21 protein-coding genes and 1 riboswitch are annotated in these 24,255 nt (G+C 36.6%); of the genes, 8 read left to right on the top strand and 13 right to left on the bottom strand.

The features are described from left to right. The first annotated feature begins 9 nt into the window (after positions 1-9). Entirely contained in the window at positions 10-1,536 is a 1,527-nt protein-coding gene (gene ahpF / locus QUF93_RS04360; protein WP_088057366.1) for an alkyl hydroperoxide reductase subunit F, read from the top strand. Between the two features lie 36 nt (positions 1,537-1,572). Here the strand turns inward: ahpF and QUF93_RS04355 are convergent, their stop codons facing one another. Together QUF93_RS04355 and QUF93_RS04350 are read right to left on the bottom strand one after the other, a co-directional pair. Further along, positions 1,573-2,181 (bottom strand): SAM-dependent methyltransferase, encoded by a 609-nt coding sequence (locus QUF93_RS04355; RefSeq protein WP_289357969.1) that lies wholly within the window; start codon positions 2,179-2,181, stop codon positions 1,573-1,575. A gap of 193 nt (positions 2,182-2,374) precedes the next feature. Beyond that, complete coding sequence (locus QUF93_RS04350; RefSeq protein WP_002115703.1) at positions 2,375-3,490, bottom strand: M20 peptidase aminoacylase family protein; 1,116 nt, start codon at positions 3,488-3,490, stop codon at positions 2,375-2,377. A gap of 276 nt (positions 3,491-3,766) precedes the next feature. Here QUF93_RS04350 and nhaC point away from each other — a divergent pair, with 276 nt between their 5' ends. Continuing rightward, positions 3,767-5,188, top strand: a complete 1,422-nt coding sequence (gene nhaC, locus QUF93_RS04345) for a Na+/H+ antiporter NhaC (protein WP_002115700.1) — start codon at positions 3,767-3,769, stop codon at positions 5,186-5,188. Here nhaC and QUF93_RS04340 read toward each other — a convergent pair. Further along, positions 5,185-6,462: a transcriptional regulator gene (locus tag QUF93_RS04340; RefSeq protein WP_289357968.1), complete on the bottom strand. Its 1,278-nt coding sequence runs from the start codon at positions 6,460-6,462 to the stop codon at positions 5,185-5,187. The two genes, nhaC and QUF93_RS04340, sit on opposite strands and share 4 nt — an antisense overlap. Positions 6,463-6,555: 93 nt before the next feature. Here QUF93_RS04340 and QUF93_RS04335 point away from each other — a divergent pair, with 93 nt between their 5' ends. Continuing rightward, entirely contained in the window at positions 6,556-7,665 is a 1,110-nt protein-coding gene (locus tag QUF93_RS04335; RefSeq protein ID WP_088057362.1) for a mandelate racemase/muconate lactonizing enzyme family protein, read from the top strand. A gap of 14 nt (positions 7,666-7,679) precedes the next feature. Continuing rightward, positions 7,680-8,375 (top strand): GNAT family N-acetyltransferase, encoded by a 696-nt coding sequence (locus tag QUF93_RS04330; RefSeq protein ID WP_289357967.1) that lies wholly within the window; start codon positions 7,680-7,682, stop codon positions 8,373-8,375. A gap of 82 nt (positions 8,376-8,457) precedes the next feature. Here the strand turns inward: QUF93_RS04330 and QUF93_RS04325 are convergent, their stop codons facing one another. From QUF93_RS04325 to rlmD, 6 genes are all read right to left on the bottom strand, one after another. After that, positions 8,458-8,784, bottom strand: a complete 327-nt coding sequence (locus QUF93_RS04325; protein ID WP_289357966.1) for a hypothetical protein — start codon at positions 8,782-8,784, stop codon at positions 8,458-8,460. 101 nt (positions 8,785-8,885) lie between these two features. Further along, positions 8,886-9,593: a M48 family metallopeptidase gene (locus QUF93_RS04320; protein ID WP_289357965.1), complete on the bottom strand. Its 708-nt coding sequence runs from the start codon at positions 9,591-9,593 to the stop codon at positions 8,886-8,888. Between the two features lie 122 nt (positions 9,594-9,715). Continuing rightward, entirely contained in the window at positions 9,716-10,234 is a 519-nt protein-coding gene (locus QUF93_RS04315) for a YehS family protein (protein ID WP_002115688.1), read from the bottom strand. Between the two features lie 411 nt (positions 10,235-10,645). Next, positions 10,646-12,664 (bottom strand): GAF domain-containing sensor histidine kinase, encoded by a 2,019-nt coding sequence (locus QUF93_RS04310; RefSeq protein WP_289375208.1) that lies wholly within the window; start codon positions 12,662-12,664, stop codon positions 10,646-10,648. Between the two features lie 182 nt (positions 12,665-12,846). Further along, positions 12,847-13,836: a tRNA dihydrouridine synthase gene (locus tag QUF93_RS04305; protein ID WP_289357963.1), complete on the bottom strand. Its 990-nt coding sequence runs from the start codon at positions 13,834-13,836 to the stop codon at positions 12,847-12,849. A gap of 202 nt (positions 13,837-14,038) precedes the next feature. Beyond that, positions 14,039-15,415 carry a 23S rRNA (uracil(1939)-C(5))-methyltransferase RlmD gene (gene rlmD / locus QUF93_RS04300; protein WP_289357962.1) on the bottom strand — a complete coding sequence of 459 codons (1,377 nt, stop codon included), beginning with the start codon at positions 15,413-15,415 and terminating at the stop codon, positions 14,039-14,041. 121 nt (positions 15,416-15,536) lie between these two features. Then, positions 15,537-15,638, top strand: a riboswitch (purine riboswitch). 201 nt (positions 15,639-15,839) lie between these two features. Between rlmD and QUF93_RS04295 the strand changes: the two genes are divergently transcribed. Next, the gene (locus tag QUF93_RS04295; RefSeq protein ID WP_289357961.1) at positions 15,840-17,036 is read left to right on the top strand and encodes a NupC/NupG family nucleoside CNT transporter; all 1,197 of its coding nucleotides are present in this window, start codon (positions 15,840-15,842) and stop codon (positions 17,034-17,036) included. 48 nt (positions 17,037-17,084) lie between these two features. On the opposite strand, the gene QUF93_RS04290 is transcribed toward QUF93_RS04295, so the two are convergent. Further along, complete coding sequence (locus tag QUF93_RS04290) at positions 17,085-17,789, bottom strand: hypothetical protein (protein WP_289357960.1); 705 nt, start codon at positions 17,787-17,789, stop codon at positions 17,085-17,087. Positions 17,790-18,007: 218 nt separating this feature from the next. Between QUF93_RS04290 and QUF93_RS04285 the strand changes: the two genes are divergently transcribed. From QUF93_RS04285 to QUF93_RS04275, 3 genes are all read left to right on the top strand, one after another. Continuing rightward, positions 18,008-18,181, top strand: a complete 174-nt coding sequence (locus QUF93_RS04285) for a hypothetical protein (RefSeq protein ID WP_002115663.1) — start codon at positions 18,008-18,010, stop codon at positions 18,179-18,181. 114 nt (positions 18,182-18,295) lie between these two features. Next, entirely contained in the window at positions 18,296-19,378 is a 1,083-nt protein-coding gene (locus QUF93_RS04280; protein WP_289357959.1) for a polysaccharide deacetylase family protein, read from the top strand. Between the two features lie 270 nt (positions 19,379-19,648). Further along, complete coding sequence (locus tag QUF93_RS04275; protein ID WP_289357958.1) at positions 19,649-20,878, top strand: aminopeptidase; 1,230 nt, start codon at positions 19,649-19,651, stop codon at positions 20,876-20,878. Positions 20,879-21,009: 131 nt separating this feature from the next. On the opposite strand, the gene QUF93_RS04270 is transcribed toward QUF93_RS04275, so the two are convergent. Genes QUF93_RS04270 through QUF93_RS04260 form a run of 3 tightly spaced genes read right to left on the bottom strand, consistent with a single transcriptional unit; the run spans position 21,010 to position 24,192 of the window. Further along, positions 21,010-21,333, bottom strand: coding sequence for a DMT family transporter (locus QUF93_RS04270; protein WP_002115657.1), 324 nt, complete (start codon positions 21,331-21,333; stop codon positions 21,010-21,012). A gap of 47 nt (positions 21,334-21,380) precedes the next feature. Next, entirely contained in the window at positions 21,381-22,832 is a 1,452-nt protein-coding gene (gene gabD, locus QUF93_RS04265; protein WP_289357957.1) for an NADP-dependent succinate-semialdehyde dehydrogenase, read from the bottom strand. Beyond that, positions 22,825-24,192: a sigma-54 interaction domain-containing protein gene (locus QUF93_RS04260; protein WP_289357956.1), complete on the bottom strand. Its 1,368-nt coding sequence runs from the start codon at positions 24,190-24,192 to the stop codon at positions 22,825-22,827. Before QUF93_RS04260 ends, gabD begins: the two co-directional genes overlap by 8 nt. Between the last annotated feature and the right edge of the window lie 63 nt (positions 24,193-24,255).

Genomic DNA, 24,255 nt, shown 5'->3' with positions numbered 1-24,255 from the left:
TCGATCAAAATGATACTAGATGCAGATATAAAAACACAACTATCCCAATACCTTCAGTTAATGGAGAACGATATTTTACTTAAAGTAAGCGCAGGAGACGATAACGTATCTAAAGATATGTTATCTCTAGTAGATGAATTAGCTACTATGTCATCTAAGATTACAGTAGAAAAAGTTGAACTAGAGAGAACACCAAGCTTTAGCGTAAATCGCCCTGGTGAAGACACTGGTGTAGTATTCGCTGGTATTCCATTAGGACACGAATTTACTTCATTAGTGTTAGCTTTACTACAAGTTAGTGGACGTGCTCCAAAAGTTGAACAAAAACTAATCGATCAAATTAAAAACATTCAAGGCGAATATCATTTTGAATCTTATATCAGCCTAAGTTGTCATAACTGTCCTGATGTTGTACAAGCTCTTAACGTAATGAGCGTTCTAAACTCTGGTATTACACATACTATGATTGATGGCGCTGCATTTAAAGAGGAAGTAGAAAGTAAAGACATCATGGCAGTACCAACTGTTTACCTAAACGGCGAATCTTTCGGAAGCGGTCGTATGACACTTGAAGAAATTTTAGCTAAAATGGGTAACGGTCCAGATGCATCAGAGCTTTCTGATAAAGATCCATACGATGTTCTTGTTGTTGGTGGCGGCCCAGCTGGTGCAAGTGCAGCAATTTATGCAGCACGTAAAGGCATCCGCACTGGTATCGTTGCTGAGCGCTTCGGTGGTCAAGTAATGGATACTATGGGTATTGAGAACTTCATCAGCGTAAAACGCACTGAAGGTCCTAAGCTAGTAGCAAGCCTTGAAGAGCACGTAAAAGAATACGACATCGATGTAATGAATCTACAACGTGCGAAACGTTTAGAGAAAAAAGAACTTATTGAAGTGGAACTTGAAAACGGCGCTATTCTGAAAAGTAAGAGCGTAATCGTTTCAACAGGTGCTCGCTGGCGTAATGTTGGCGTACCGGGTGAAGCTGAGTTCAAAAACAAAGGTGTAGCATACTGCCCACACTGTGACGGTCCATTATTCATTGGAAAAGATGTAGCGGTTATTGGCGGAGGTAACTCTGGTATTGAAGCAGCTATCGACTTAGCAGGTATTGTTAATCACGTAACTGTTCTTGAATTCATGCCAGAATTAAAAGCTGATGCTGTATTACAAGAGCGTCTTAACAGCCTACCAAATGTAACTGTTCTGAAAAACGTTCAAACGAAAGAAATTACTGGTACTGACAAAGTAAACGGTATTTCTTACATCGATCGTGAAACTGAAGAAGTTCATCACGTTGAATTACAAGGTGTATTCGTTCAAATCGGTCTTGTGCCAAACACAGACTGGTTAGGTGAAACTGTTGAACGCGTTCGCGGTGAAATCGTAACAGACAAGCACGGCGCTACAAATGTACCAGGAGTGTTTGCTGCAGGTGACTGTACAAATAATCCGTACAAACAAATCATCATCTCTATGGGTTCAGGTGCAAACGCAGCTTTAGGTGCATTTGATTACTTAATCCGTAACTAATTATAAAAAAAGCAGGTGCCTTAGCACCTGTTTTTTTTATAATCCTAACGTATAAACTAAAAATCTCTCATTCCCATTCTTCTCATAAGCACCCGGTAATCTAATTTCTCTCTTCAATTCAAACGCAGTCTGGTTCTCTAAGAAGAAAATGTAATCTTCAGAAGGGTAGTATAAAATAATATCCACTTCTCTCTCCGTCTCTTCTACCGAACGTAAGATATTATTTACTACATTCATAAACACTTGGACAGAAAATGGATTGAAGAAATAAAATCGGTTATCACTCGGATCAATCTCATATTCTTGCGCTAAACAACACTCAAATTGAATTTTATCTTTACCGTCTCTTACTTTTCGTGCATAACGATCACGATTATCTATCGCTTCTTTATAAAACTCTTCATTCATTTCAATTCCAACTGCTGAAGCACCGCACTTATGATGCATGTAAAAGTTTAATCGGCCTTTTCCGCATCCAAAGTCTACAATTCGATCGCTACTTTTAATTTCGTATTGATTCAATAACTCATCCAACCCGCTATACGGCGTCGGTTCATAACGATGGTAATGCATAGACTTATTAAATCCTTTTTGCTCACCGACAGTTTTTATATTTAATACAGCATCGTAATATTGTTCGTTCATTCGTTTGCTCCTATTAAGAAATATTACTATTATTATACACCACGTATTGAATGCTCATTTCACATAAAATTAATTGGTACGTGAAATTATACTGTCGAAAATGAAAATATATCGTCGCAAAATCGAATATATCGACGTTTCGACAAGGAATATCGACTTAACGACAAATTCCTACAAAAAAAACAGGAGCTCTCTAGCCCCTGTCTTCCAGCACTTTCAATACAGTTTGTTTCAATATTTCTACTCCATCCATTATACAACTATGATCAAACTTCATATACGGATGGTGTAATCCAGGTTGTAAGTTTGCCCCTAGTCCAAGCATGACAGCTTTTAAATGTGGTCTCTTCACTGTGTAGTAATGGAAATCATCGCTTCCTGTCGTATAGAGCGGCCCTGTACATCTCTCTTCTCCATACACTTCGATAATACCTTTGCGCATGTAACGCTCTGCTTCTTCTGACACTTCTGCTCCTGGTGCGAGATCGATCCACTCATAAGAAAGTTTAGATCCCATTGATTCAGCTGACTGAATTACTTGCTCTATTTTTTGCTTCAATTCATCTAGTAATATGTTATTTTCTGCTCTTACATCTAAACTAAAATGCCCGTTACCTGGAATAATATTTAGATTATCACCACCAGCTTGGCATCTCGTCATCTTAACAGAATAAGATGTCTGAGGCGGTAACCATATATTTTTCAATCCAATATTAATCATCGAGATGACATCAATTGCATTTATCCCTTGATGCGGGCGTGCCCCGTGTGCATCATCTCCATGAATCATACCTTCTAAAAACCCTGCTGCTCCGTGACGAATAGATGGTGCAGCTTGTTTCAAAGGCAGTTCTTCAATCGGCCTTAAATGAACACCAAATAAGAAATCTGCATCATCCACGGCGCCCTTCTCTACCATCTTTAAAGAACCATTTCCTTTTTCCTCTGCCGGCTGAAAAATAAATCTAACAGTACCGCTATCCCATCTCATATTTTTCAGTTGTAAAATAAGGCCCATCACAATTGTCATATGAGCATCGTGACCACACGAATGGTTTGCTTTAAACTCCCCGTCTACTTCTTGCCAAAGTGCATCCATATCAGCACGAATCGCGATAACTGGATTACCGCTTCCTATTTCAGCAATCACGCCTGGGCAATCATCAAATATTTTATATGAAATTCCTTCTTCTTTTAAAAAATTAGTAATATATGCTGTCGTTTCATACTCTTTCCAACTCACTTCAGGGTTTTCGTGTAAATGCTGAAAAATTTCCGTTAAACGCTCTTGTAGTTCTAATGTTTTCAACGTTTCATTCTCCTTCCCAAATTACAAACCATTCAGGTTAATTATACTTATGAAAAACAGATGTTTTTATGAACATATTGAATTTTAAGAAAAAAGTCAATTATTTATTTTCAATCACTATTAATAACTCATTTCCACTCACTTTATACAGAAAGAACATTCGTTATTTTCTGTTTTTTGTTGACGCTTACATATATTTTTAGTTATTATAACCTAATAAACGTCTATTTTGCGACAATTCTAAAAATACAAACATACATAATGAGGAGGCAGTTTATGAAAAAAGAAATACCTTTTGGAGTAGCAATAATCCCTATTATCATTACAGTTGCAGTTATGATGGTTACAATTGTTGTATTAAAACAAAGCCCTCACGTCCCACTTATTATCGGTACAACCGTTGCTTCTATCGTCGCTTGGCGCTATGGCTACAAATGGAATGACCTTGAGGAAGCAATGTATAAAGGAATTCGTCTTGCATTACCCGCTATCGTTATCATTATTCTTGTAGGTTTAACGATCGGTGCTTGGATTGGCGGTGGAATCGTCGCAACAATGATTTATTACGGTTTAGAACTTTTAACTCCATCACTATTTTTAGTTTCAATTACCGTGATTTGTTCTATCGTTGCGTTAGCGATTGGTAGCTCCTGGTCTACAATGGGAACAATTGGTGTTGCTGGAATGGGTATTGGCCTAAGTATGGGAATCCCAGCTCCAATGGTTGCTGGTGCCATTATTTCAGGCTCTTATTTCGGCGATAAAATGTCACCGCTTTCAGACACGACGAACTTAGCCGCAGGATTAACAAATACAGATTTATTCGCGCATATCCGTCATATGTTATTTACTACAATCCCAGGTTTAATTATTACTCTTATCGTCTATGCGTTCTTAGGAAGAAGCTTCGGCGATAACAATATTGATGCAAAAAGCATCGATCAAACATTACAAGTATTGCAACAAAACTTTGTTATTTCACCCTTCCTATTAATCATACCTGTAGTCGTTATGGTATTGGTCGCTAAAAAAGTACCAGCTATACCAGCTATTCTCGTAGGTATCATTTTAGGGTTTCTATCCCAGGTCTTTATTCAAGGTGGTTCTGTCTCAGCCGCTGTCGGTGCACTCCAAACTGGATTTGTCATAGACACTGGAAACAAGCTAGTAGACGAACTATTTAACCGCGGTGGCTTAGATTCGATGATGAATACAGTTTCTATGACAATTGTCGCTATGACTTTCGGCGGAGTATTAGAACATACTGGAATTCTTCGCTCAATTGTAAATCAAATTTTAAAATTAGCGACATCAGCAAAGGGACTTATCGCTTCTACTATCGCATCTTGCTTTGCAACAAACCTTACTTGCTCTGAACAATATATTTCGATTGTTGTTCCTTCAAGAATGTATGCAAATGCGTACACAGAAAAAGGACTACATTCTAAAAATTTATCCAGAGCGTTAGAAGATGGTGGAACATTAACTTCTGTTTTCGTACCTTGGAATACATGTGGTGTATTTATACTCGCAACACTTGGAGTCGGCGCATTCGAATATGCTCCTTATGCTATATTGAATTTCATCGTACCTATTATCTCCATCATTTACGGCATAACTGGTCTCACAATTACGAAGCTATCGGATATTGAAAAAGCAGACCTACTGAAAAAACAAAAAGCTCAACTAGAAGCTTAAAATTTTTGAAACGAATACAATGGTAAATTCAGCTCATATATTGCACGAGGGCGCCCTTGTTGATAGGGCATTTCCTCGCCGCAAATATTGGCATACCTATAATCAACTAATTTCTTTAACAGCCTTTCCGTCGATCGCCGAGTCACTTGTAAGTACTCAGAAAGATCGGCCGCTGTAAATTTCAATGATGGATGCGACTGACTAAATTGAATAATTTTTGACAAGTTTGCAGGACTAAGCTTCGTTTCTTTTGCTATTTTCATTAATTCAGGATTATCGTTTTTTAAACTTTGTACTCTCTGTTCTTTCGGGAACGGACCAAATAATTCTTTATCACTTGTTAGTATATAAAAGCAGCGTTCTATCGGATTATTTTTTGCGAAACCTTGAGCGATTTTTGCATTTTGTTCCGCTTCATTTACTGTTTTTCCGTAACCAAATCCAATAGATACCGCTCCTTCTACACTTGTAAATACGTTATCTATCATATTTGTTTTTATAATCGATTCGATATCACCACGAGTTGTATACAAAATAAAAGTCATGTCATCAACTTGTTTGAATGAACCACGTAATTCTTTTGAAATAACATCTAGTTGTTCAATTAAATCTTTTCGTAGTTCTAAAGAAGAAATCATACAAGCACCAACAGTAGCTGAATGGCTTTTTGCTAACTCAGCTTTTATTTTTGCATCTTTTAACCCATGTATAATTGATTGCGTCGGATCTATCATACGCTCTGAAGGAATACCTATTTTTTGAAGTTCATCGTAGACAGCGTGAATACTCGTTAAAGCTAAATCCACCTCTCCAGATTGATATTTAGCTAAATGAAAATCAATGATTCTCTGAATTTCATCATTACTCCATAACATATTTTCATAATCCATCACTTGTGGCGTTTCTTTCAGACCGATATCATGGAACACATTTGTAATAAACGAACGGTCTACTAAATCAATTGAAATTCTATGAGGTTGAATACTTTGATGATATATTATAGAAAGGAGTGAAGATGCAACAGTTGTCTCGTCTTGCTGTAAGTACGTACTTGGAATTCGTAATTGTTCTCTTATTTCTTTTGCCATATAATAAGGTAGGGCACCCGAGAAAAAGATAACATCACAAGGTTTTAAACGTTTTAATATTTCAGAAGATTCTGCCGGGTGAAGGTAAATATATGGATCAATCTCTATCTCTTCTAGTTTATGAGCAATAGGTAAAAGATTCTCCATAAACTCTTTTGAACCGACAACTGCAATTTTTATCATCATTTTCTCTAACTCCTTATCATTAATTAACGACTATTTAACGTCAACTATATCAAATGTACAAAACCATTGTAAACAGGAAGGGGTCTTTATTCAATGAAAATTACAGCTATTCATCTTTACGCAATTCGTTTACCGCTTCGAGATCCGTTTGTTATTAGTTATGGTTCTTATTCTGATATGCCTTCTATTATCGTCAAAATGGAAACAGATGAAGGTATTATCGGTTACGGCGAAGGCGTTGCCGATGATCACGTTACAGGTGAATCATGGGAAAGTACTTTCCACGTTTTAAAACATATACTTGCTCCTGCTCTAATTGGGCAAAATCCAATGAATATCGAAAAAATACACGACATGATGGACAATACAATTTACGGTGTTCCAACAGCGAAAGCTGCAATTGATATTGCTTGTTTTGATATAATGGGCAAAAAACTAAATCAACCTGTATATCAATTAATTGGCGGGCGCTACCATGAAGAGTTTCCTGTCACTCACGTCTTAAGTATCGCCGATTCAGAAGATATGGCTGAAGAAGCTGCCTCTATGATTCAGAAAGGTTACCAATCTTTCAAAATGAAAGTCGGTACGAATGTAAAAGAAGATGTAAAACGAATTGAAGCTGTACGTGAACGTGTAGGAAATGATATCGCGATTCGTGTTGATGTAAACCAAGGCTGGAAAAATAGCGCAAACACATTAACAGCACTTCGTTCATTAGGACATTTAAACATTGACTGGATTGAACAACCTGTAGTAGCAGACGATATTGACGCAATGGCCCATATTCGTTCTAAAACAGACCTTCCGCTCATGATTGATGAAGGATTAAAAGGCTCTCGTGAAATGCGCCAAATTATTAAATTAGACGCAGCTGATAAAGTGAATATAAAACTAATGAAATGCGGCGGCATATATCCAGCTGTAAAACTCGCTCATCAAGCTGAAATGGCAGGCATTGAATGCCAAGTTGGATCAATGGTCGAATCATCTGTTGCCTCTTCCGCAGGATTCCATGTCGCTTTCTCAAAAAAAATCATTACTAGTGTCGAACTTACAGGTCCATTAAAATTCACGAAAGACATCGGAAACCTACATTACGACGTACCATTTATTCGCTTAAACGAAAAGCCAGGACTCGGCATTGAAATAAACGAAAATACATTACAAGAATTAACCGTCTTTCAAGACGTTGTACGCTAAAGGAGGATTAATACATGACGGTTCTTTATGAAGGAATATTAAAACAAAACAAACAACCATTTCACGTTACATTACTATCACTAGAGGACATCGAACAAATTTTATCACTACAAAACGTTGTAGTTGAAGCATTAGAAGATAAAAGTCGTTTACAACCACTCTCGCTAGAAGAGTTTCAATACATTCTAGAAGGAAATGGCATGATGATTGGTGCCTTTATAGAAAACGAGCTCATCGCATTTCGTGCCCTACTCGTCCCTCCTATCGATGATGAACATTTAGGGATTGATATTGGCCTATTAGAAAGCGAACTACACCGCGTTATCTATCAAGAAATCTCAAACGTTCATCCGAACTGTCGCGGAAATGGTATGCAAAAAATATTAGCGACAGTTATAATGGGTGAATTACAAAAAGAAGACAGCAAATACGATTACGTTTGCTGCACAGTTGCGCCTTTTAACATTCCGAGTTTAAAAGATAAGTTCGCGCAAGGGATGGAAATTGCTGCGCTGAAGGAGAAATACGGCGGGAGTATGCGGTATGTTTTTGTGAAGGAATTGCGTGAGAATAAGGAGACAGATGGGAAAGATGTGAAAAATGTTGCGATGAGTGATTTTAGTGGGCAAAAAAAATTACTTACTGAAGGCTATCGGGGCCATAAGATGGAAAAATATCATGAAACATATTCTGTTCAATTTAAAAAGTAAAAATCAAACTTTTACTTTTTAGAAACCAAGAGAGATGAAACCTTAACAATAATCAGGTTTCATCTCTCTTAAAAAACACATTTTAACGTCCATTTAAATCAGTTAAAAAAGTACTTAATTCATTTCCTGATTGAAATTTAAACGTATATCCATAATGTATAAGGCTTTTCCCTTTGTTCTTTCTCTTAGGGAATTGTCTTAACGCTGTATTATGGTATTTACCACTACTTCGATTCATTAAACTATCATTATTTTCTACAGTTTTAGGATTTAACACAATGCTAATTTCGACATTATGTAACAAATATACTACTTCTTTACTTTGGCTATTCTCAAATTCTATAGCCTTGCTAGTTTCTCTTATAAACGTATAATTATTTTCATCAAAAGCTACATTTAACCCCTTCATTTCATACTCTCCCCTACTTCATGTTATATACTATTATTGTGATATAAACAGAAGTATCTGTCTAGCATTTCTCTGTCCCCTCTTTAAAATAATAATCACTACTAAACCGTCATCTTCCAACTCGATAATGCTAACCAGTTTTCCATTTCCTTATAATCAGGCATTATCTTCCCGACAAGACGCCAAAAAGAGCGATCATGATTTAAATGAACCATATGACACATTTCATGAACAACTACATAGTCAATTACCCTCTGAGGTGCCATTGCTAGCTTCCAATTAAACGTTAACTGTAGATTTGAATCACAAGTTCCCCACGTACGGCTACTATCTGTAATACGAATGGAACGCGGTTTTGTTTTAAAGTTACTTTGATGTGCTTTAATACTCTTCTCCACTAACGCTTTACACTGTTTATAGTAAAAACGTTTTAAAGCTTGTTGTATTTTTTCATCCTTAAGCTCATTCACATAAATGTGTAGCTTATCCCCTTCAAAAACTGCATTGTCTTGCGTAATACTTGTATCTTGAGAAATCTGTATCGGATACGTACTTCCTAAATACAGAAAGCCCTCTCCTTGATCATAATCCTTTTCCTGAGGTCCAAGCGCTCGCCCTTGCATTTCCTTACGTGTTGTCTGAATCCAATCCCATTTCTCCTCTAGCAACTGGACTAAGTATTCAACAGGTGTACCTTTTGGAGCCTGCACTTCCACATTTCCATACGAATCTACAAAAAGACGCACGGACTTTTTCTTCTTATAAGTTATATGAAAATTAATTGTCTCACCTAAATATGTATGTACCATTTCATCACCTAACGTATTCGTTCATAATTATTTTTACAAATAAAAAAGAGTAGGATACAAACGTCCTACCCTACCTATTATATCATTTACTGTTTTAACATAAATGTTACAACGCTTATTTATTAGCCTCTATACTTTACAGCCAATCCCTTAATGAAATTCCTTGCGTATCTATCGCCGCACTCTTTGTAATGCTTATGGCCTTTCTTTCTTAATAAAGCGCCTAATTCTCCTTTTGTTACGATAACTCCTACGCTGTCTAATATATCAAGCACATCTTCACTCGTTAAAGATAGTGCAATTTTCATTTTCTTTAGAAGAAGGTTATTGGCACTCTCTTTGCTCTGTACAGGTGCCGGTTGTCCTGGTTTCGGATCTTGCTTCCCTCTTTTTAAAGTAATGAATCCATTTAAAAATGCCTCTAACATCATCATATCGCATGTTTTTACGTACTCATCTTCGATTACATCCGCATCTTCAGGTTCATGCTGAGGAGCTCTCTTTATTTTTGTAAGCATATCAACTACGTCTTCTTTCGTTACTTCCATCCCGCCAAGTTTAAAGATTTCCACCATATCTATATCTCTTATATCTAAAGCATATCTTACTCTTTTTAATATATCGTTGTTGCTCATTGCCATTGTTTTTCCTCCTGAAATGTTGATTATAGTAATGCTTTTAGCATGTGTAAATTAATGTCGTTAAGTTACTACTTTAACATTTTAGAGGTTGTTTTTGTAGTCTTAGGTGGATTAATGCTTTTGGGGATGATTTTAAAACAGCAACGCTCCTTCCTTTGACGATGATATTACTAAAGCAAAAAAGGATGGGATAATCGTGCGAAATTATGGTTGGGGGTTTACGATTAATTAACACACTTGAAAATGGACTAACCTGATATAGGTTAGTCCATTTCTCTTTATGCACCTCTAATTTAGTGGGCAACTCTAACATGAATGTTACGCAAAATTCAGGTGAAATATATTGATTATGTTTACTTAGGTTTTACTTTTTATTTGTGGTACGGTTCACCGTACCTAATCTAAATAAGGTTATTGTTTATTATTTTCATAATTAAATTTAACAAAAAAGGTAGTGCCTTCCGATCCTGTTTGAATTTCTATTTTTGCATTATGACGGGCAGCAATGGCATAACATACGCCTAACCCCAATCCAGTTCCATTATCTTTGGTCGTGTAAAATGGAGTACCCAGTTTCTCTAATACTTCAGGCCTGATACCTTTTCCTTGATCCCGCACTGCAAGCACCACACAATTTTGACCTTCCTTGTAGGTGCTAATGGTTAGAACTTTCCCTGTGCTCATCGCTTCTAAGCCATTACGGTATAGGTTTATTAATAATTGCCGTATCTCATTACGATTTAAAAGTAATTCCGGAATTTCATTTGTATCGACTTGAATATATTTATTTTGATTATACGTATCAATCTTTATTAAAGGAATAATATCGTGGATAATTGAATTTAAATCTAACATCTGCAAATCCGATTTCCTTGTATTACCCATTGAGAGAAATTCAGTAATAATAGAATTGGCACGGTCAAGTTCTTCAATCATTAAATTAAAGTGCTTATTATGTTTCTCATAGGTGGCCTCTTCTTTTAATAACTGCAAAAATCCTCGTACTGTTGTCATTGGATTTCTAATCTCATGGCTGATACCTGCTGCCATTTGTCCTATTAAATCTATGTTCGATAACCTTTTCAATTCCTGCTCATATTGCTTTTTTTCCGTTATGTTTTTAAAAATACAACAAATACCATCATCATACGGGTATGCAATAACTTCGTGCCAATATTCATCAGAGGTGGAAAAAAATTCGAAATAAACTGTAGTTCGCTCTGACATTGCACGATGAAGTTCCTTATACATAACTTCTTCAACGCTACTCGGGAAAATCTCCCATATATTCTTGCCTAATACATCTTTTGCTGTTTTTCTTTGTGGAAAATATTGATGCTTATTTACGTACGTAAATTCCCATTTATTATTCAAGGTAAAGAATCCATCCGTAATACTTTCAATCACACTTGTAACTTTTTCATTAGCAGCAGCTAGTTCTCTCGTTCGCTCTTCCACCATGCTTTCAAGTCGATCCATATATAACAAGTTGGAAAACGTAGGCGCTGTGGCATCAACGATAGATTTTGCCAGTTGAATTTGGGAATTATCATAATTGTGAGCTTTTCCCTCTTTGCTAACGACGATTACCCCTAATACTTCTCCCATTGAAACCAATGGAATCAACAGTAGACCCTTACTATCTATATTTTTTGTTTGAATAACCTCTTGGATCTTGGCTTCATAGCTTTTCTCCATCCAATCCGCTTCTGTCCAATCACAGTCCTTGCTTAACTTCGTTGTTTTAATCGTTGTTTTGTCTAGCGGGTCTAAAAGGTGGGCAGCCATGTTTTTACTCTCTAAAATCTGTCCTAAGTAAAAAAAACATTTATCAAAACTCTCCTGTATCGAGGAACACATTGATAAATCACGGGTAACATTTAGTAACAGCTGCTTCTCGGCAATAAGGTTTTCCTTTTGTGTTAAATTATTTGCGTTTTGAATTGCGACCGCAGCCATATTTACATAAGCTTCAACACTTTGAATCTCTGAATTTGTTAAGTTCATTGGAATTCCATAATCAAATAAAAAAACCAGACCAAATAACTCTTGCCCAAATGAGATAGGTAGAGCTAATAAGGACTTAATTTTGAACGCAGCAACTGGTCTCGGATCCGGCCGAGGATCCTTTGAGGTATCAGGGATATAGATGGTTTTTTTGGTTTCAATAACTTCTTTTGCCAGTAAGTCTATTTCAGGATCAATTACCTGAGTATCGAGCGTTACACCATTTATTGTCTCTGGTTTTCCTGCAAACCCTCTAAATATTCCATCTTCCTGGGGTAAATAGATTCCAACAGCGTTGCACTTAACAATCTCCTCTGATATCGCCATTGTTACACGCTGCAATACTTCACGTAGTTCTAATTTTGTATTTATTATTTTTGTTATATTCGCGAGCCTAGAATATCTCGCCTGATCACTTAACATTCACATGGCCTCCAATTATAGGCATAATAAAATAAACATGATACTATCATTGAAAATCAAGACCAACCTACCATTTTCACTTTTCTCCTGTATTCTTTTCTTCCCCTTTTTTACATAGAATACCTCACTTACTTATGATACGGTTCACCTTAATTAAAATGAAACAGTGTAACTTTCAAAAGTTACACTGTTTCACTACCTTCTACCACATTAACACTCGCCTCAAACTTATCAAGCAATGCACGCACTTCATTCGTTGATTTCGTACTCATCAATTGATTTCTTAGTTCAGCAGCTCCAGGGAAGCCTTTTACATAAATTTTGAAGAAGCGGTGAAGCCCTGTGATGGAGCGTGGTAATACTTCTGCATATTGATCTTGAAGATCAAGTTGCAATCTTAGAAGATCAAGGTGTTCTTTACTGCTATGCTCTCTTGGCTCTTTTTCAAAGGCAAAAGGATTTTTAAAAATACCTCGTCCGATCATAACGCCATCAATACCGTATTTTTCAGCAAGTTCCAGCCCAGTCTGACGGTCTGGAATGTCTCCGTTGATTGTTATTAGCGTATTTGGTGCAATACGGTCACGTAGTTTTTTAATTTCCGGAATTAGTTCCCAGTGTGCATCTACTTGGCTCATTTCTTCTCTTGTGCGTAAATGAATAGAAAGGTTTGCAATATCTTGTTTGAAAATATGCGTTAACCAATCTTCCCACTCATTTAACTCTTTAAAGCCAAGTCGTGTTTTTACGCTTACAGGTAGTCCGCCCGCTTTTGCTGCTTGAATAAGTTCTGCTGCAACGTCTGGACGTAGAATAAGGCCACTACCTTTTCCTCTTGATGCTACATTCGGTACTGGGCAGCCCATATTAATATCGATGCCTTTAAATCCTAGTTCTGCCATACCAATACTCATTTGACGGAAGTATTCGGGATTGTCTCCCCAAATATGTGCTACCATCGGTTGTTCATCTTCTGTAAAAATTAAACGGCCACGTACACTTTTCATACCTTCTGGATGGCAATAGCTATCCGAGTTTGTAAACTCTGTGAAGAATACATCTGGGCGACCAGCTTCACTTACTACGTGACGGAAAACAACGTCTGTCACATCTTCCATTGGTGCAAGTACGAAAAATGGTCGTGGTAATTCACGCCAAAAATTATCTATCATTTCAAATTCAAATCCTCTCAATATGAATGCAATTTCAAAATCTCAATTTAAAAATATATAGCCAAATAACAACTGTACATTTGGGCATTTATAATTTGTGAAAATCAGCAATATTTATTTTAACTAAAATCGCTTATAAATGGTATTTTTGTAAACCAAAAAGCAGGTGGTATAGATTTTTTCTATATCAACTGCTTTCCTATTATACTAACTTAAGCCAAGCCACACACTCCACATGAGTCGTATGTGGGAACATATCAACAGGTTGTACTTCCTGTGTTTTATATCCGCCTTCTTCTAGTACTTTTAAGTCACGTGCTAATGTTGCTGGGTTACATGATACGTATACGACGCGTTTTGGCTTCATGTCAATGATTGTGTTTAATAGCGCTTCATCACAGCCTTTACGCGGTGGGTCTACGACCATTGTGTCAGCAATTACGCCTTCTTTGTACCATTTTGGAATGACTACTTCTGCTTCTCCTACGCCAAACTCAGCGTTTGTCATGTTGTTTAGTGCTGCGTTTCGGTTTGCGTCTTCGATTGCTTCTGGGACGATTTCAACGCCGTACACTTTCTTCGCTTTTTGCGCTAGGAATAAGGAGATTGATCCGATTCCGCAATATGCATCAATTACTGTTTCGTTACCATCTAACTTTGCGTATTCTAACGTTTTATCGTATAGCACTTTCGTTTGTTCTGGGTTTACTTGATAGAATGAACGTGCTGAAATCGCAAATTTAATGTCACCGATGAAGTCATAAATATATTCTGATCCATACAGTACTGTCGTCTTATCTCCGAAAATAACGTTTGTACGTTTCGTGTTTACGTTTTGAACAATCGATTTTACTTCTGGGAATTTCGCTGCGATTTCTTCAATGATTGCTTCTTTATTCGGCAATTCAGCTGTACGTGTAATGAAGACAAGCATAATTTCCCCTGTTACTTGTCCGTAGCGAGCCATTACGTGACGAAGCGTTCCTTTGTTACGCTCTTCGTTGTACGCCGAGATACCGTGCTTTTCACAAATACGTTTTACTTCTTGAATTAATGTATCGTTTTCTTCCGCTTGAATTAAACATGATTCCATATTAATGATGTCATGCGTTCCTTGACGATAGAAACCGGCTACAAGTCCACCTTCACGTTCTCCAATTGGTACTTGTGCTTTATTGCGGTATACCCACGGGTTATTCATGCCAAGTACAGGATGAACAGGAACATCGCTTAATCCTCCGATGCGCTGCATAACGTCACGTACTTGTTTTTCTTTCGCTTTTAATTGTCCTTCATATGTTAAGTGCTGAAGCTGACAACCGCCGCACTCGTTGTACACTGGGCATTCTGCATCTTTACGATATGGGCTTTCTTGATGAAGCTTCATTAAACGACCAAACGCGAAGTTTTTCTTCACTTTAATAATTTTAATTTGCGCTTCCTCACCTGGTAATCCGTTTTTAACGAAAATAGGATATCCCTTCACTTTCGCAACACCGGCACCATCATGTGTTAAATCTTCAAACACTACATCTATAAACTCGTTTTTTTCAACTGGTGGCGTCATTTTTGTACTCATTTTCCGACCTCTCTTTTTCATAACACTGCGTTACATTTTATCATACTTATATGGTCTATTTCTATTGGAAGAAAAAAAGCTATTGACGATAGTTCTCTAGTAATGTTACGCTACTACTAATTTAATACGGACGATGTTACCTCATATATAGTCGATAATATGGATCGAGAGTTTCTACCCGGCAACCTTAAATTGCTGGACTATGGGGAAAACTAATGAATATTAGCCAATGTATAAAAAGACTCATATTGATTAGCTTTCTCTCATAGATGAAAGTGAATCCATAAGGGTCTTTTTTTATTTTTTATTTTCGAAAAGGTCAGACATCTTACGTATGACATAAAACTTCTACTACTTTATTTTTAGTAATATAACGAGCGTTTTATGTACAAACTTTATACGAACTTCTGAAAGGGGCAACTACATGCAATATGTAATGAGCATTATCGGTATTCTTGTTGTTTTAGGTTTATGCTTTGCTTTGTCAAACAATAGAAGTAAAATCAACTTCCGTGCAATTGCTATTATGATTGGTTTCCAAATTTTAATCGGTTGGTTTATGTTTGGCACAAAGATCGGACAGCAAATTATCATCTTCATTAGTAAAGTTTTCAACAAACTAATTAAACTTGGTACGACAGGTGTCGATTTTCTCTTTAATGGAATTCAAAGAGATTTTGTCTTTTTCTTAAATGTATTATTAATTATCGTATTTTTCTCAGCACTACTTTCTATCTTTAGTTATTTAGGTGTTTTACCATTCATCGTTCGCGTTGTCGGCGGTGTAATTTCAAAAATTACTGGTTTACCACGCGTTGAATCATTCCACGCAGTAAACTCTGTGTTCTTCGGTTCAAGTGAAGCGTTAATCGTTATTAAAAACGATTTACAGCATTTTAATAAAAACCGTATGTTTATCATTTGTTGTTCTGCGATGAGCTCAGTTTCTGCTTCTGTTACAGCATCATACGTAATGATGCTAGATGCAAAATACGTACTAGCGGCTCTTCCGCTAAACTTATTCTCAAGCTTAATTGTTTGTTCGTTATTAACACCAGTTGATACGAAAAAAGAAGACGAAGTGATTCAAAAATTTGATAGAACTCTATTCGGAGACAGCTTTATCGGCGCAATGATTAACGGTGCGCTTGATGGTTTAAAAGTAGCTGGTATCGTTGCTGCATTAATGATTGCCTTCATCGGTGTGATGGAAGTTGTGAACTATGTAATTAGCGCAGCTTCAGGTGCAATGGGACATGCTGTTACGTTACAACAAATCTTCGGTTATATCCTTTCTCCATTCGCATTCTTAATGGGTATCCCAGCTCAAGATATTATCCCAGCTGGTGGTATTATGGGTACGAAGATTGTCTTAAATGAGTTTGTAGCAATCCTTGACTTAAAAGGCGCTGCTGCAACATTAGCTCCACGTACAGTTGGAATCGTTACAGTATTCTTAATTAGCTTCGCAAGTATTAGCCAAATTGGTGCGATTGTTGGTACAATCCGTGCCCTTTCTGAAAAACAAGGAAGCGTCGTATCTAAATTCGGTTGGAAAATGCTATTCGCATCAACACTTGCTTCTATTTTATCTGCGACAATCGCTGGATTGTTTATTTAATAAAAAAATCACCTTTGCTTAAACAGCAAGGTGATTTTTTCAATTTCTTTAAGAGACTGAGTGGAATTCCACTACTTCTTCTGTGTTTATAATTTTCTCTTTATATATACCTTTTATCGTTATATATATAATAGATTTATTCGTATTAACTAATTTACCTAATGAAAATCGATAAATTAGACCATCCTTTTTTAAGATCCACCGCTTGCCATTCCAAGGGCTAATTAACTTTTGTCCATCTGATGCCTGTATCTCACCGTCATATTCACATTCCCCAAAAGCCGTCTTAACTACATTCTTCTCTGTATCAATACTTATATTTTTAACTAATTTCAAATGTTCATCAGAACGAATCTGAATTTCATGACCTTTTTTCTTAAAGAAGATCTTCCCATCACTTGTGTTTACATACTTCGCCTTATTCATCTCATCTATCATGAAATCATATTCTTCTTTTGTAATCCCAAAGTTCTGATGATAAGGTAAATTTCCGTTTGGCATCATTTCTTCTACATATTTAAAATACCAATCTAAATTATTCACAAGACTACTACTTGTTTTATTAGTAATCCCTTCTAATTTTTCTTTTATCTCATGAGGTAATTCTAATGTCATAATATCCGCCGTTACTTCCGCATTCATAAGGTGCGGTGGAATATACTCCTCCACACTATTCGCTTTACTCACTTCACTTTGGCAACCCACTATGAATAGCGATATGAAAAGGATATATACTAGTTTTTTATATTTCATTTCTGTTCTCCACTCCGTACATCATTCTTACTTACATTTATAGCGATTTTTATTATAGTCCAAAATCCTGATATTTTAATAGAAACTACTCTACATATGCAAAATTGCATATTAATAAACCTTTCTCTTACTTTAAAATTAACTTAAATCATTTACCAAAATATACAAAATACAAATGATAAATGTTATAATTTGTAAAAAATACATTGGAGGATATTATGAAAGCTCACGCCCTTTTCGACTTCTTACACTTACTAGTTTTAAGCATGAAAAGCTATTATGTATGGGGAATGCCAATCTATGTATTCATCATCCCTCTTATTTTTGTAGTAGGTTATATCATTATCAAATCAAATAAGAAACGAAAGACTACCGCTATTCAAAGTCACTAATCTATCCCACATCTAAAAATGATATGATGAACAAGGGTATATCCCCACCTCTCTTATAGCGGTGGGGATTTTAAATGTAAGTATGCAACATAATACACAATAGAAGGTGATTTCATGAGAAAATACGCAGCGATTGCTTTATGTACATCTGCTATTCTAGTAGGCTGTAATACTAGCAATGTAAGCCAAGAACCTAAAAAAGAGAAAAAGGTACAAGAGGTCAAAAAGCCAGAAGAGACGGTGCGGGAACAAGGTAAAATTTCTTATAATCCAATTACGCACGAATCTACAAACACAAATATTCATATTACAGATATAAAAGATGCTTTAACCGAAGTACAATATAAAATTTGGCGTACTGCTGATGGAAAAGAAAATACTAAATCTTTTTCTTCTAAAGAAAAGGAGAAACAATTCACTATTCCTTTTGATATAAAAGAATTTGAAGGAAAACGCGGGGAATATCAAATTGAAGCATTAGGGATAAAAGAGGATGGGAAAACTATTCCGCTTACAAAGTCTACTATAACTTTCGAGCAAAAGGTTCCTGTTCTTATGTATCATGCAATTGATGATTACCATGGACAAGGTATTAAAGATTTATTCGTATCTCCAGCTAACTTTGAAGCACAAATGAAGTATTTAAAAGACAATGGTTATACATTGTTAACGTTTGAACGCTGGGGCGATATAAATAAAGTAAACAAGCCGATTTTCGTTACATTTGATGATGGTATGAAAAATAATATGAATGCATTTCGCATTTTACAAAATCTAAAAGATGATACTTTTAAACCAACAGCAACAGAATATATGATTGTTGATAATGTTGATGTAGAAGGAGCTCTTTCTACATCTGAAATAAAAGAGATGGTTAGTTCCGGTATTTTCTCTGTACAATCTCACACAGCAACACACGCTGACTTGCCGAAAATTACAAACTATGAAGAAGAGTTAAAAGGATCAAAAGAAAAGCTAGAGAAAATAACAGGTAAGCCTGTTATCGCAATTGCTTATCCATTCGGCCATGTAGACGATAAAGTTGTCGCAGAAACAAAGAAATACTATCAATTTGCAACGACAACGAAGCCTGGACAATTCATCACGAAAGGTGAACCTGATGAGTTGCTAAAGATGAAGCGCGTTCGTATACATCATACAACTACTGTGGAGCAATTCGCCTCTTCCATTAAATAAAGTGAAACTTTAATCAGTGGGGTTTTTGTTCATCCCCCGCTGATTATTAGCCTTCACCAATCGGGCGTTTACGGGCAGCAGGGCTTCCACCTAACTTCTTTGCTCCATTCGAATTTTGAGGTGGGAGTCTTACTGCCTGCAAATAGTGGGATAAATGTGAGAGCTCAATACATTTTGAGCTCTCTTTTTACTTTATATTTATATATATTTTTAGAATTTTCTTGTATTATATATAGTAAGAAATCTTTCAAACTAAAGGAGATTATACATATGTCATTTGAACAAACGTTAGAGAAGTATGCTGCCCTTGCAGTCAATGTTGGTGTAAACATTCAACCTGGACAAACTTTATCAATTAGTGCACCTCTTGAAGCTGTACAATTTGTACGCCTCGTTACAGAAAAAGCATATAAATCTGGTGCAAAACACGTATATGTTGATTGGAATGATGAGGCGTTAACACGCTTAAAGTTCGATCTAGCTCCTGAAGAAGCATTCGCTGAGTTCCCATCTTGGAAAGCACATGCTCGTGAAGAATTGGCAAAAGAAGGTGCTGCATTTATGTCTATTTATGCAGAGAATCCTGATCTATTAAAAGGTGTAGATGCAAAGAGAATTGCAACTGCTCATAAAGTAGCCGGAGAAGCGATGAAAGTATACCGTGATTATGTACAAGCAGACAAAGTAAGCTGGTGTGTTATTTCTGTTCCTACGAAAGAATGGGCTGCTAAAGTATTCCCTGATGTAGCGCCAGAGGAACAAGAGGCTAAACTATGGGATGCTATCTTCAAAGCTACTCGTGCTGATTTAGAAAATCCTGTGGAAGCATGGAAAGAACATGATGAAACACTACATACAAAAGTATATTACTTAAACGAAAAACATTATACAGCTCTTCACTATACAGGTCCTGGAACAGACTTAACAATCAAACTTCCAGAGAAGCATGTATGGGCTGGTGCTGGTAGCCTAAATGAAAAGAACGTACCATTTATGGCTAACATTCCAACTGAAGAAGTATTTACAATGCCACTTAAAACAGGTGTAAACGGCCAAGTGTCTAGCACAAAACCGTTAGTATTTGCAGGTAACATTATCGATAACTTTACGTTAACATTTGAAAACGGACGTATCGTAGACTATAAAGCTGAAGCTGGTGAAGAGGCTTTAAAACATTTAGTGGAAACAGATGAAGGTTCTCACTTCTTAGGAGAAGTAGCATTAGTACCTCATGATTCACCAATTTCAAACACAAATATTTTATTCTACAATACACTATTTGACGAAAACGCATCTTGCCACCTTGCAATCGGAAATGCTTATGCATTTAACTTAGATGGCGGTAAAACAATGTCTAAAGAAGAACTTGCTGAAAATGGTGCAAACGCTAGTATTACACACGAAGACTTCATGATTGGATCAGCTGAGCTTGATATCGACGGTATTACAGCTGATGGAAGACATGAACCGATCTTCCGTAAAGGTAACTGGGCGTTTTAATATAAGAGGAGGCTATCCCAATGGGCAGCCTCCTTTTATTATGTCGTTTTTTCCGGTACATCGATATATTTCAAAAATCGCTGATATAAATTGTGACAAAGAAAAAAGCTATCTTCTACAAAAGATAGCTTTCATGATGCCGATGACACTTTCAGTCCAATTACTCCTAAAACAATAAATAAAATGCAAAATGCTTGGAATAAATTAATATGCTCTTTAAAAAAGTACACACTAATAATCGTAATAAGGAGGGTCCCTAAGCCCGACCAAATCGCATAAGCAATACTTAAGTTAATCTTCTTTACGACGATAGCAAACACGCTGAAACAAATTCCATAGAATACGAAAATAAGTACACTTGGAACGAGCTTTGTTAAACCGTTTGATAGTTTCATCGCTATCGTTCCAGCTACTTCAAAAATAATTGTTACGAGTAACAATAGCCAATATACCATACTAGAATCTCCTTCTCTGTTACCTTATAGAGATTCTAGTATACTACTTATAATCCTAATGAAATATATTTAATTTCTAAATATTCCTCGATGCCGAAATGGCCTCCTTCGCGGCCAATACCACTTTCTTTAAAGCCACCAAATGGTGCTTGTGCAACTGATGGAAGTCCATCATTTAAACCGATAATACCGTATTCTAACGCTTCGCTAATTTGGAATGCTTGGCTAATATCTTTTGTGAAAATATATGCCGCCAAGCCGTACGGTGTATTATTTGCACGTTCGATTACTTCTTCAACTGTTTTAAATTTAGCAACTGGTGCAACTGGACCAAACGTTTCTTCATTCATACAAAGCATCGTGTCATTTGCCAATCCAATTACTGTTGGCTGAATGAAATGTCCATCTAGCTCTGTAATCTTTTGGCCTCCGTATAAGAGTTCTCCACCTTTTTGAACTGCATCTTCAATATGTTCTTGTACCTTTGAAATTGCATTTTCATCAATAAGCGGTCCTACAGTTGTTCCTTCGCCAAATCCGTCTCCAACTTTAAGCTGCTCTACAGCTTTTGTGAACTTTCCTGCAAATTCTTCGTACACTTCTTCTTGAACAAAGACGCGATTTGTACATATACACGTTTGTCCTGCGTTACGGAATTTCGAACCGATTACCGCTTCTACCGCCTTATCTAAATCAGCATCATTCATAACAATAAATGGAGCGTGACCACCTAATTCAAGCGAAACCTTTTTCATCGTTTGCGCAGCGCTAGCCATTAATTCTTTCCCGATTTCAGTTGATCCTGTGAAGGAAACTTTTCGAACACGTCCATCTTCCATCCACGTATCAGCAATTGCTTTCGCACTACCTGTTACAATATTTATGACACCTTTTGGAATGTCTGCTTCATGTGCTAATTCAACTAACTTCAATGCAGTTAATGGCGTTTGACTCGCTGGTTTCACAACTGCCGTACAACCTGCTGCAAGCGCCGGGGCTACCTTTCTCGTAATCATCGCAGCTGGGAAATTCCAAGGTGTAATAGCTGCCATAACTCCAACTGGTTGCTTCATAACTAAAATACGTTTATTCGGATGAGAAGCAGGAATCATTTCACCATACACGCGTTTCCCTTCTTCTGCATACCATTCAACAAAACTATTAGCATAATTCACTTCACCAAGTGCTTCTGCAAACGGCTTTCCTTGCTCCTTCGTCATAATCGCTGCGATTTCTTCTTTATTTTCATCAATAAGTGTGAACCACTTTTTTAATTTCGCTGCTCGATCCGCTGCTGTTAATTTTGACCATGATTTAAAAGCTTCATGCGCAGCATCAACAGCTTGCTTTGCCTCTGTCACTCCGCCCTTTGGTACCGTTGCAAATATTTCCTTTGTCGCTGGATTATTTATTTCGATTTGTTCTTGCAATGTAATCCACTCACCATTTATATACATCGCCTTTTTCTCTACATTTACAAACGTCGCTTTTTTATCCAATGTTTTCTTCCTCCTCTACGAACTTCTTAATCTTCCTATTGGCAGCAGATTGACTTATTTTTAAAAACTCTGCTACTTTATAGCTTGATCCACATGTTTTATACGCTTTTAAAATAATATTTCTTTCTACTTCTTCCAACATTTTATAGAGACTTTGACCTGACTGTTCAACTGTTGATTCCTGCATCGCTATTGGTAAATCCTCTATCGTAACGATATCGTCAGCAGTTATAACAATTCGTTCAATTACATTTTCAATTTCTCTATTATTTCCTTCCCAAGGGTACCCAACAAACATTTGCAATGTGCTAGGCGCTAACTTTACATTCCGCCCATATTTCTCATTAAAGTGCTGTAAATAATGATAGATGAGTGGCAAAATGTCTTCTATTCTCTCCCGAAGTGGCGGAATTGAAATTGGAATGACATTCAGACGATAGTATAAATCTTTCCGGAATGCTCCTTGTTTCACCATCGTACTTAAATCTCTATTTGTTGCCGCTACAATTCTAACGTCCACCTTTTTTAATTCTCTTCCGCCTATCGGACGAAACGTTTTTTCTTGCAATACTTGCAAAAGCTTCGCTTGAATTTCAAGCGGCATTTCACCGATTTCATCTAAGAAAAGAGTCCCTTTATGCGCTGATTCTAATAGCCCCTTTTTCCCTTCACGATTTGCACCTGTAAAAGATCCACCTGAGTATCCAAACAACTCCGATTCAATTAAATTTGTTGGCAATGCCGCACAATTAATTTCATAGAAACTCTCATTCTTACGATGACTCACTTCATGTAAATGACGTACTAATCGGCTTTTTCCCACTCCAGTTTCACCTAAAACAAGAACAGTACTATCTACCACAGATACTTTTTTGATTGTTTCGACTATTTTTTGCATAGCAATGCTTTTAAAAATAAGGCCTTCATGCTCATACGTTTCTCTTAATTCTTTCTTATATGTTTTTAACTGATTATCCATTTCCTCTACCTTTTGACGTAATTGATAGAGTTCAGTAAGATCACGAGAATAACTAATCACTCTTCTTAAATTTCCCTCATCGTCGAAAACAGGTCTTGTACGAACGTGTAAATACTCTCCTGATTTTGTCGTTTGAACGAGTTCAATCGGTCTCTTTTTTTCAATTACTTCTAATGTTGCTGATGGATAAAAAATCCCATCCTTTTGTAGTTCTTTTACATGCTTACCCACTAACTCTTCAGCAGCTAGCTGATAGTGCCTTTCACATGTACTATTTACACGTACAACGATCCCCTGTTCATCTGTAACAAAAATTTCGTCAAACGCATATTCAAATACATCTTGTAAATCCATTAACACTCGTTCCTTTTCTGCAACCATCCTAGCCACCCCTCACTTCAAATCCATCGATTCACTTCACTGCCTTTATTATAAAGTGAATTT

This window comes from Bacillus hominis, assembly GCF_030348325.1.
Taxonomy (GTDB): domain Bacteria; phylum Bacillota; class Bacilli; order Bacillales; family Bacillaceae_G; genus Bacillus_A; species Bacillus_A hominis.
Note: the sequence above shows the minus strand (reverse complement) of the source record. Positions and strands in the feature narration are given on the sequence as shown.

Excerpts from the sequence above, each read along its gene's own strand:
- ahpF (WP_088057366.1), top strand. The coding sequence starts at position 10 with ATGATACTAGATGCAGATATAAAAACACAACTATCCCAATACCTTCAG.
- QUF93_RS04355 (WP_289357969.1), bottom strand. The coding sequence starts at position 2,181 with ATGAACGAACAATATTACGATGCTGTATTAAATATAAAAACTGTCGGT.
- nhaC (WP_002115700.1), top strand. The coding sequence starts at position 3,767 with ATGAAAAAAGAAATACCTTTTGGAGTAGCAATAATCCCTATTATCATT.
- QUF93_RS04340 (WP_289357968.1), bottom strand. The coding sequence starts at position 6,462 with ATGATGATAAAAATTGCAGTTGTCGGTTCAAAAGAGTTTATGGAGAAT.
- QUF93_RS04335 (WP_088057362.1), top strand. The coding sequence starts at position 6,556 with ATGAAAATTACAGCTATTCATCTTTACGCAATTCGTTTACCGCTTCGA.
- QUF93_RS04330 (WP_289357967.1), top strand. The coding sequence starts at position 7,680 with ATGACGGTTCTTTATGAAGGAATATTAAAACAAAACAAACAACCATTT.
- QUF93_RS04325 (WP_289357966.1), bottom strand. The coding sequence starts at position 8,784 with ATGAAGGGGTTAAATGTAGCTTTTGATGAAAATAATTATACGTTTATA.
- QUF93_RS04320 (WP_289357965.1), bottom strand. The coding sequence starts at position 9,593 with ATGGTACATACATATTTAGGTGAGACAATTAATTTTCATATAACTTAT.
- QUF93_RS04315 (WP_002115688.1), bottom strand. The coding sequence starts at position 10,234 with ATGGCAATGAGCAACAACGATATATTAAAAAGAGTAAGATATGCTTTA.
- QUF93_RS04310 (WP_289375208.1), bottom strand. The coding sequence starts at position 12,664 with ATGTTAAGTGATCAGGCGAGATATTCTAGGCTCGCGAATATAACAAAA.
- QUF93_RS04305 (WP_289357963.1), bottom strand. The coding sequence starts at position 13,836 with ATGATAGATAATTTTTGGCGTGAATTACCACGACCATTTTTCGTACTT.
- rlmD (WP_289357962.1), bottom strand. The coding sequence starts at position 15,415 with ATGAGTACAAAAATGACGCCACCAGTTGAAAAAAACGAGTTTATAGAT.
- QUF93_RS04295 (WP_289357961.1), top strand. The coding sequence starts at position 15,840 with ATGCAATATGTAATGAGCATTATCGGTATTCTTGTTGTTTTAGGTTTA.
- QUF93_RS04290 (WP_289357960.1), bottom strand. The coding sequence starts at position 17,789 with ATGAAATATAAAAAACTAGTATATATCCTTTTCATATCGCTATTCATA.
- QUF93_RS04285 (WP_002115663.1), top strand. The coding sequence starts at position 18,008 with ATGAAAGCTCACGCCCTTTTCGACTTCTTACACTTACTAGTTTTAAGC.
- QUF93_RS04280 (WP_289357959.1), top strand. The coding sequence starts at position 18,296 with ATGAGAAAATACGCAGCGATTGCTTTATGTACATCTGCTATTCTAGTA.
- QUF93_RS04275 (WP_289357958.1), top strand. The coding sequence starts at position 19,649 with ATGTCATTTGAACAAACGTTAGAGAAGTATGCTGCCCTTGCAGTCAAT.
- QUF93_RS04270 (WP_002115657.1), bottom strand. The coding sequence starts at position 21,333 with ATGGTATATTGGCTATTGTTACTCGTAACAATTATTTTTGAAGTAGCT.
- QUF93_RS04260 (WP_289357956.1), bottom strand. The coding sequence starts at position 24,192 with ATGGTTGCAGAAAAGGAACGAGTGTTAATGGATTTACAAGATGTATTT.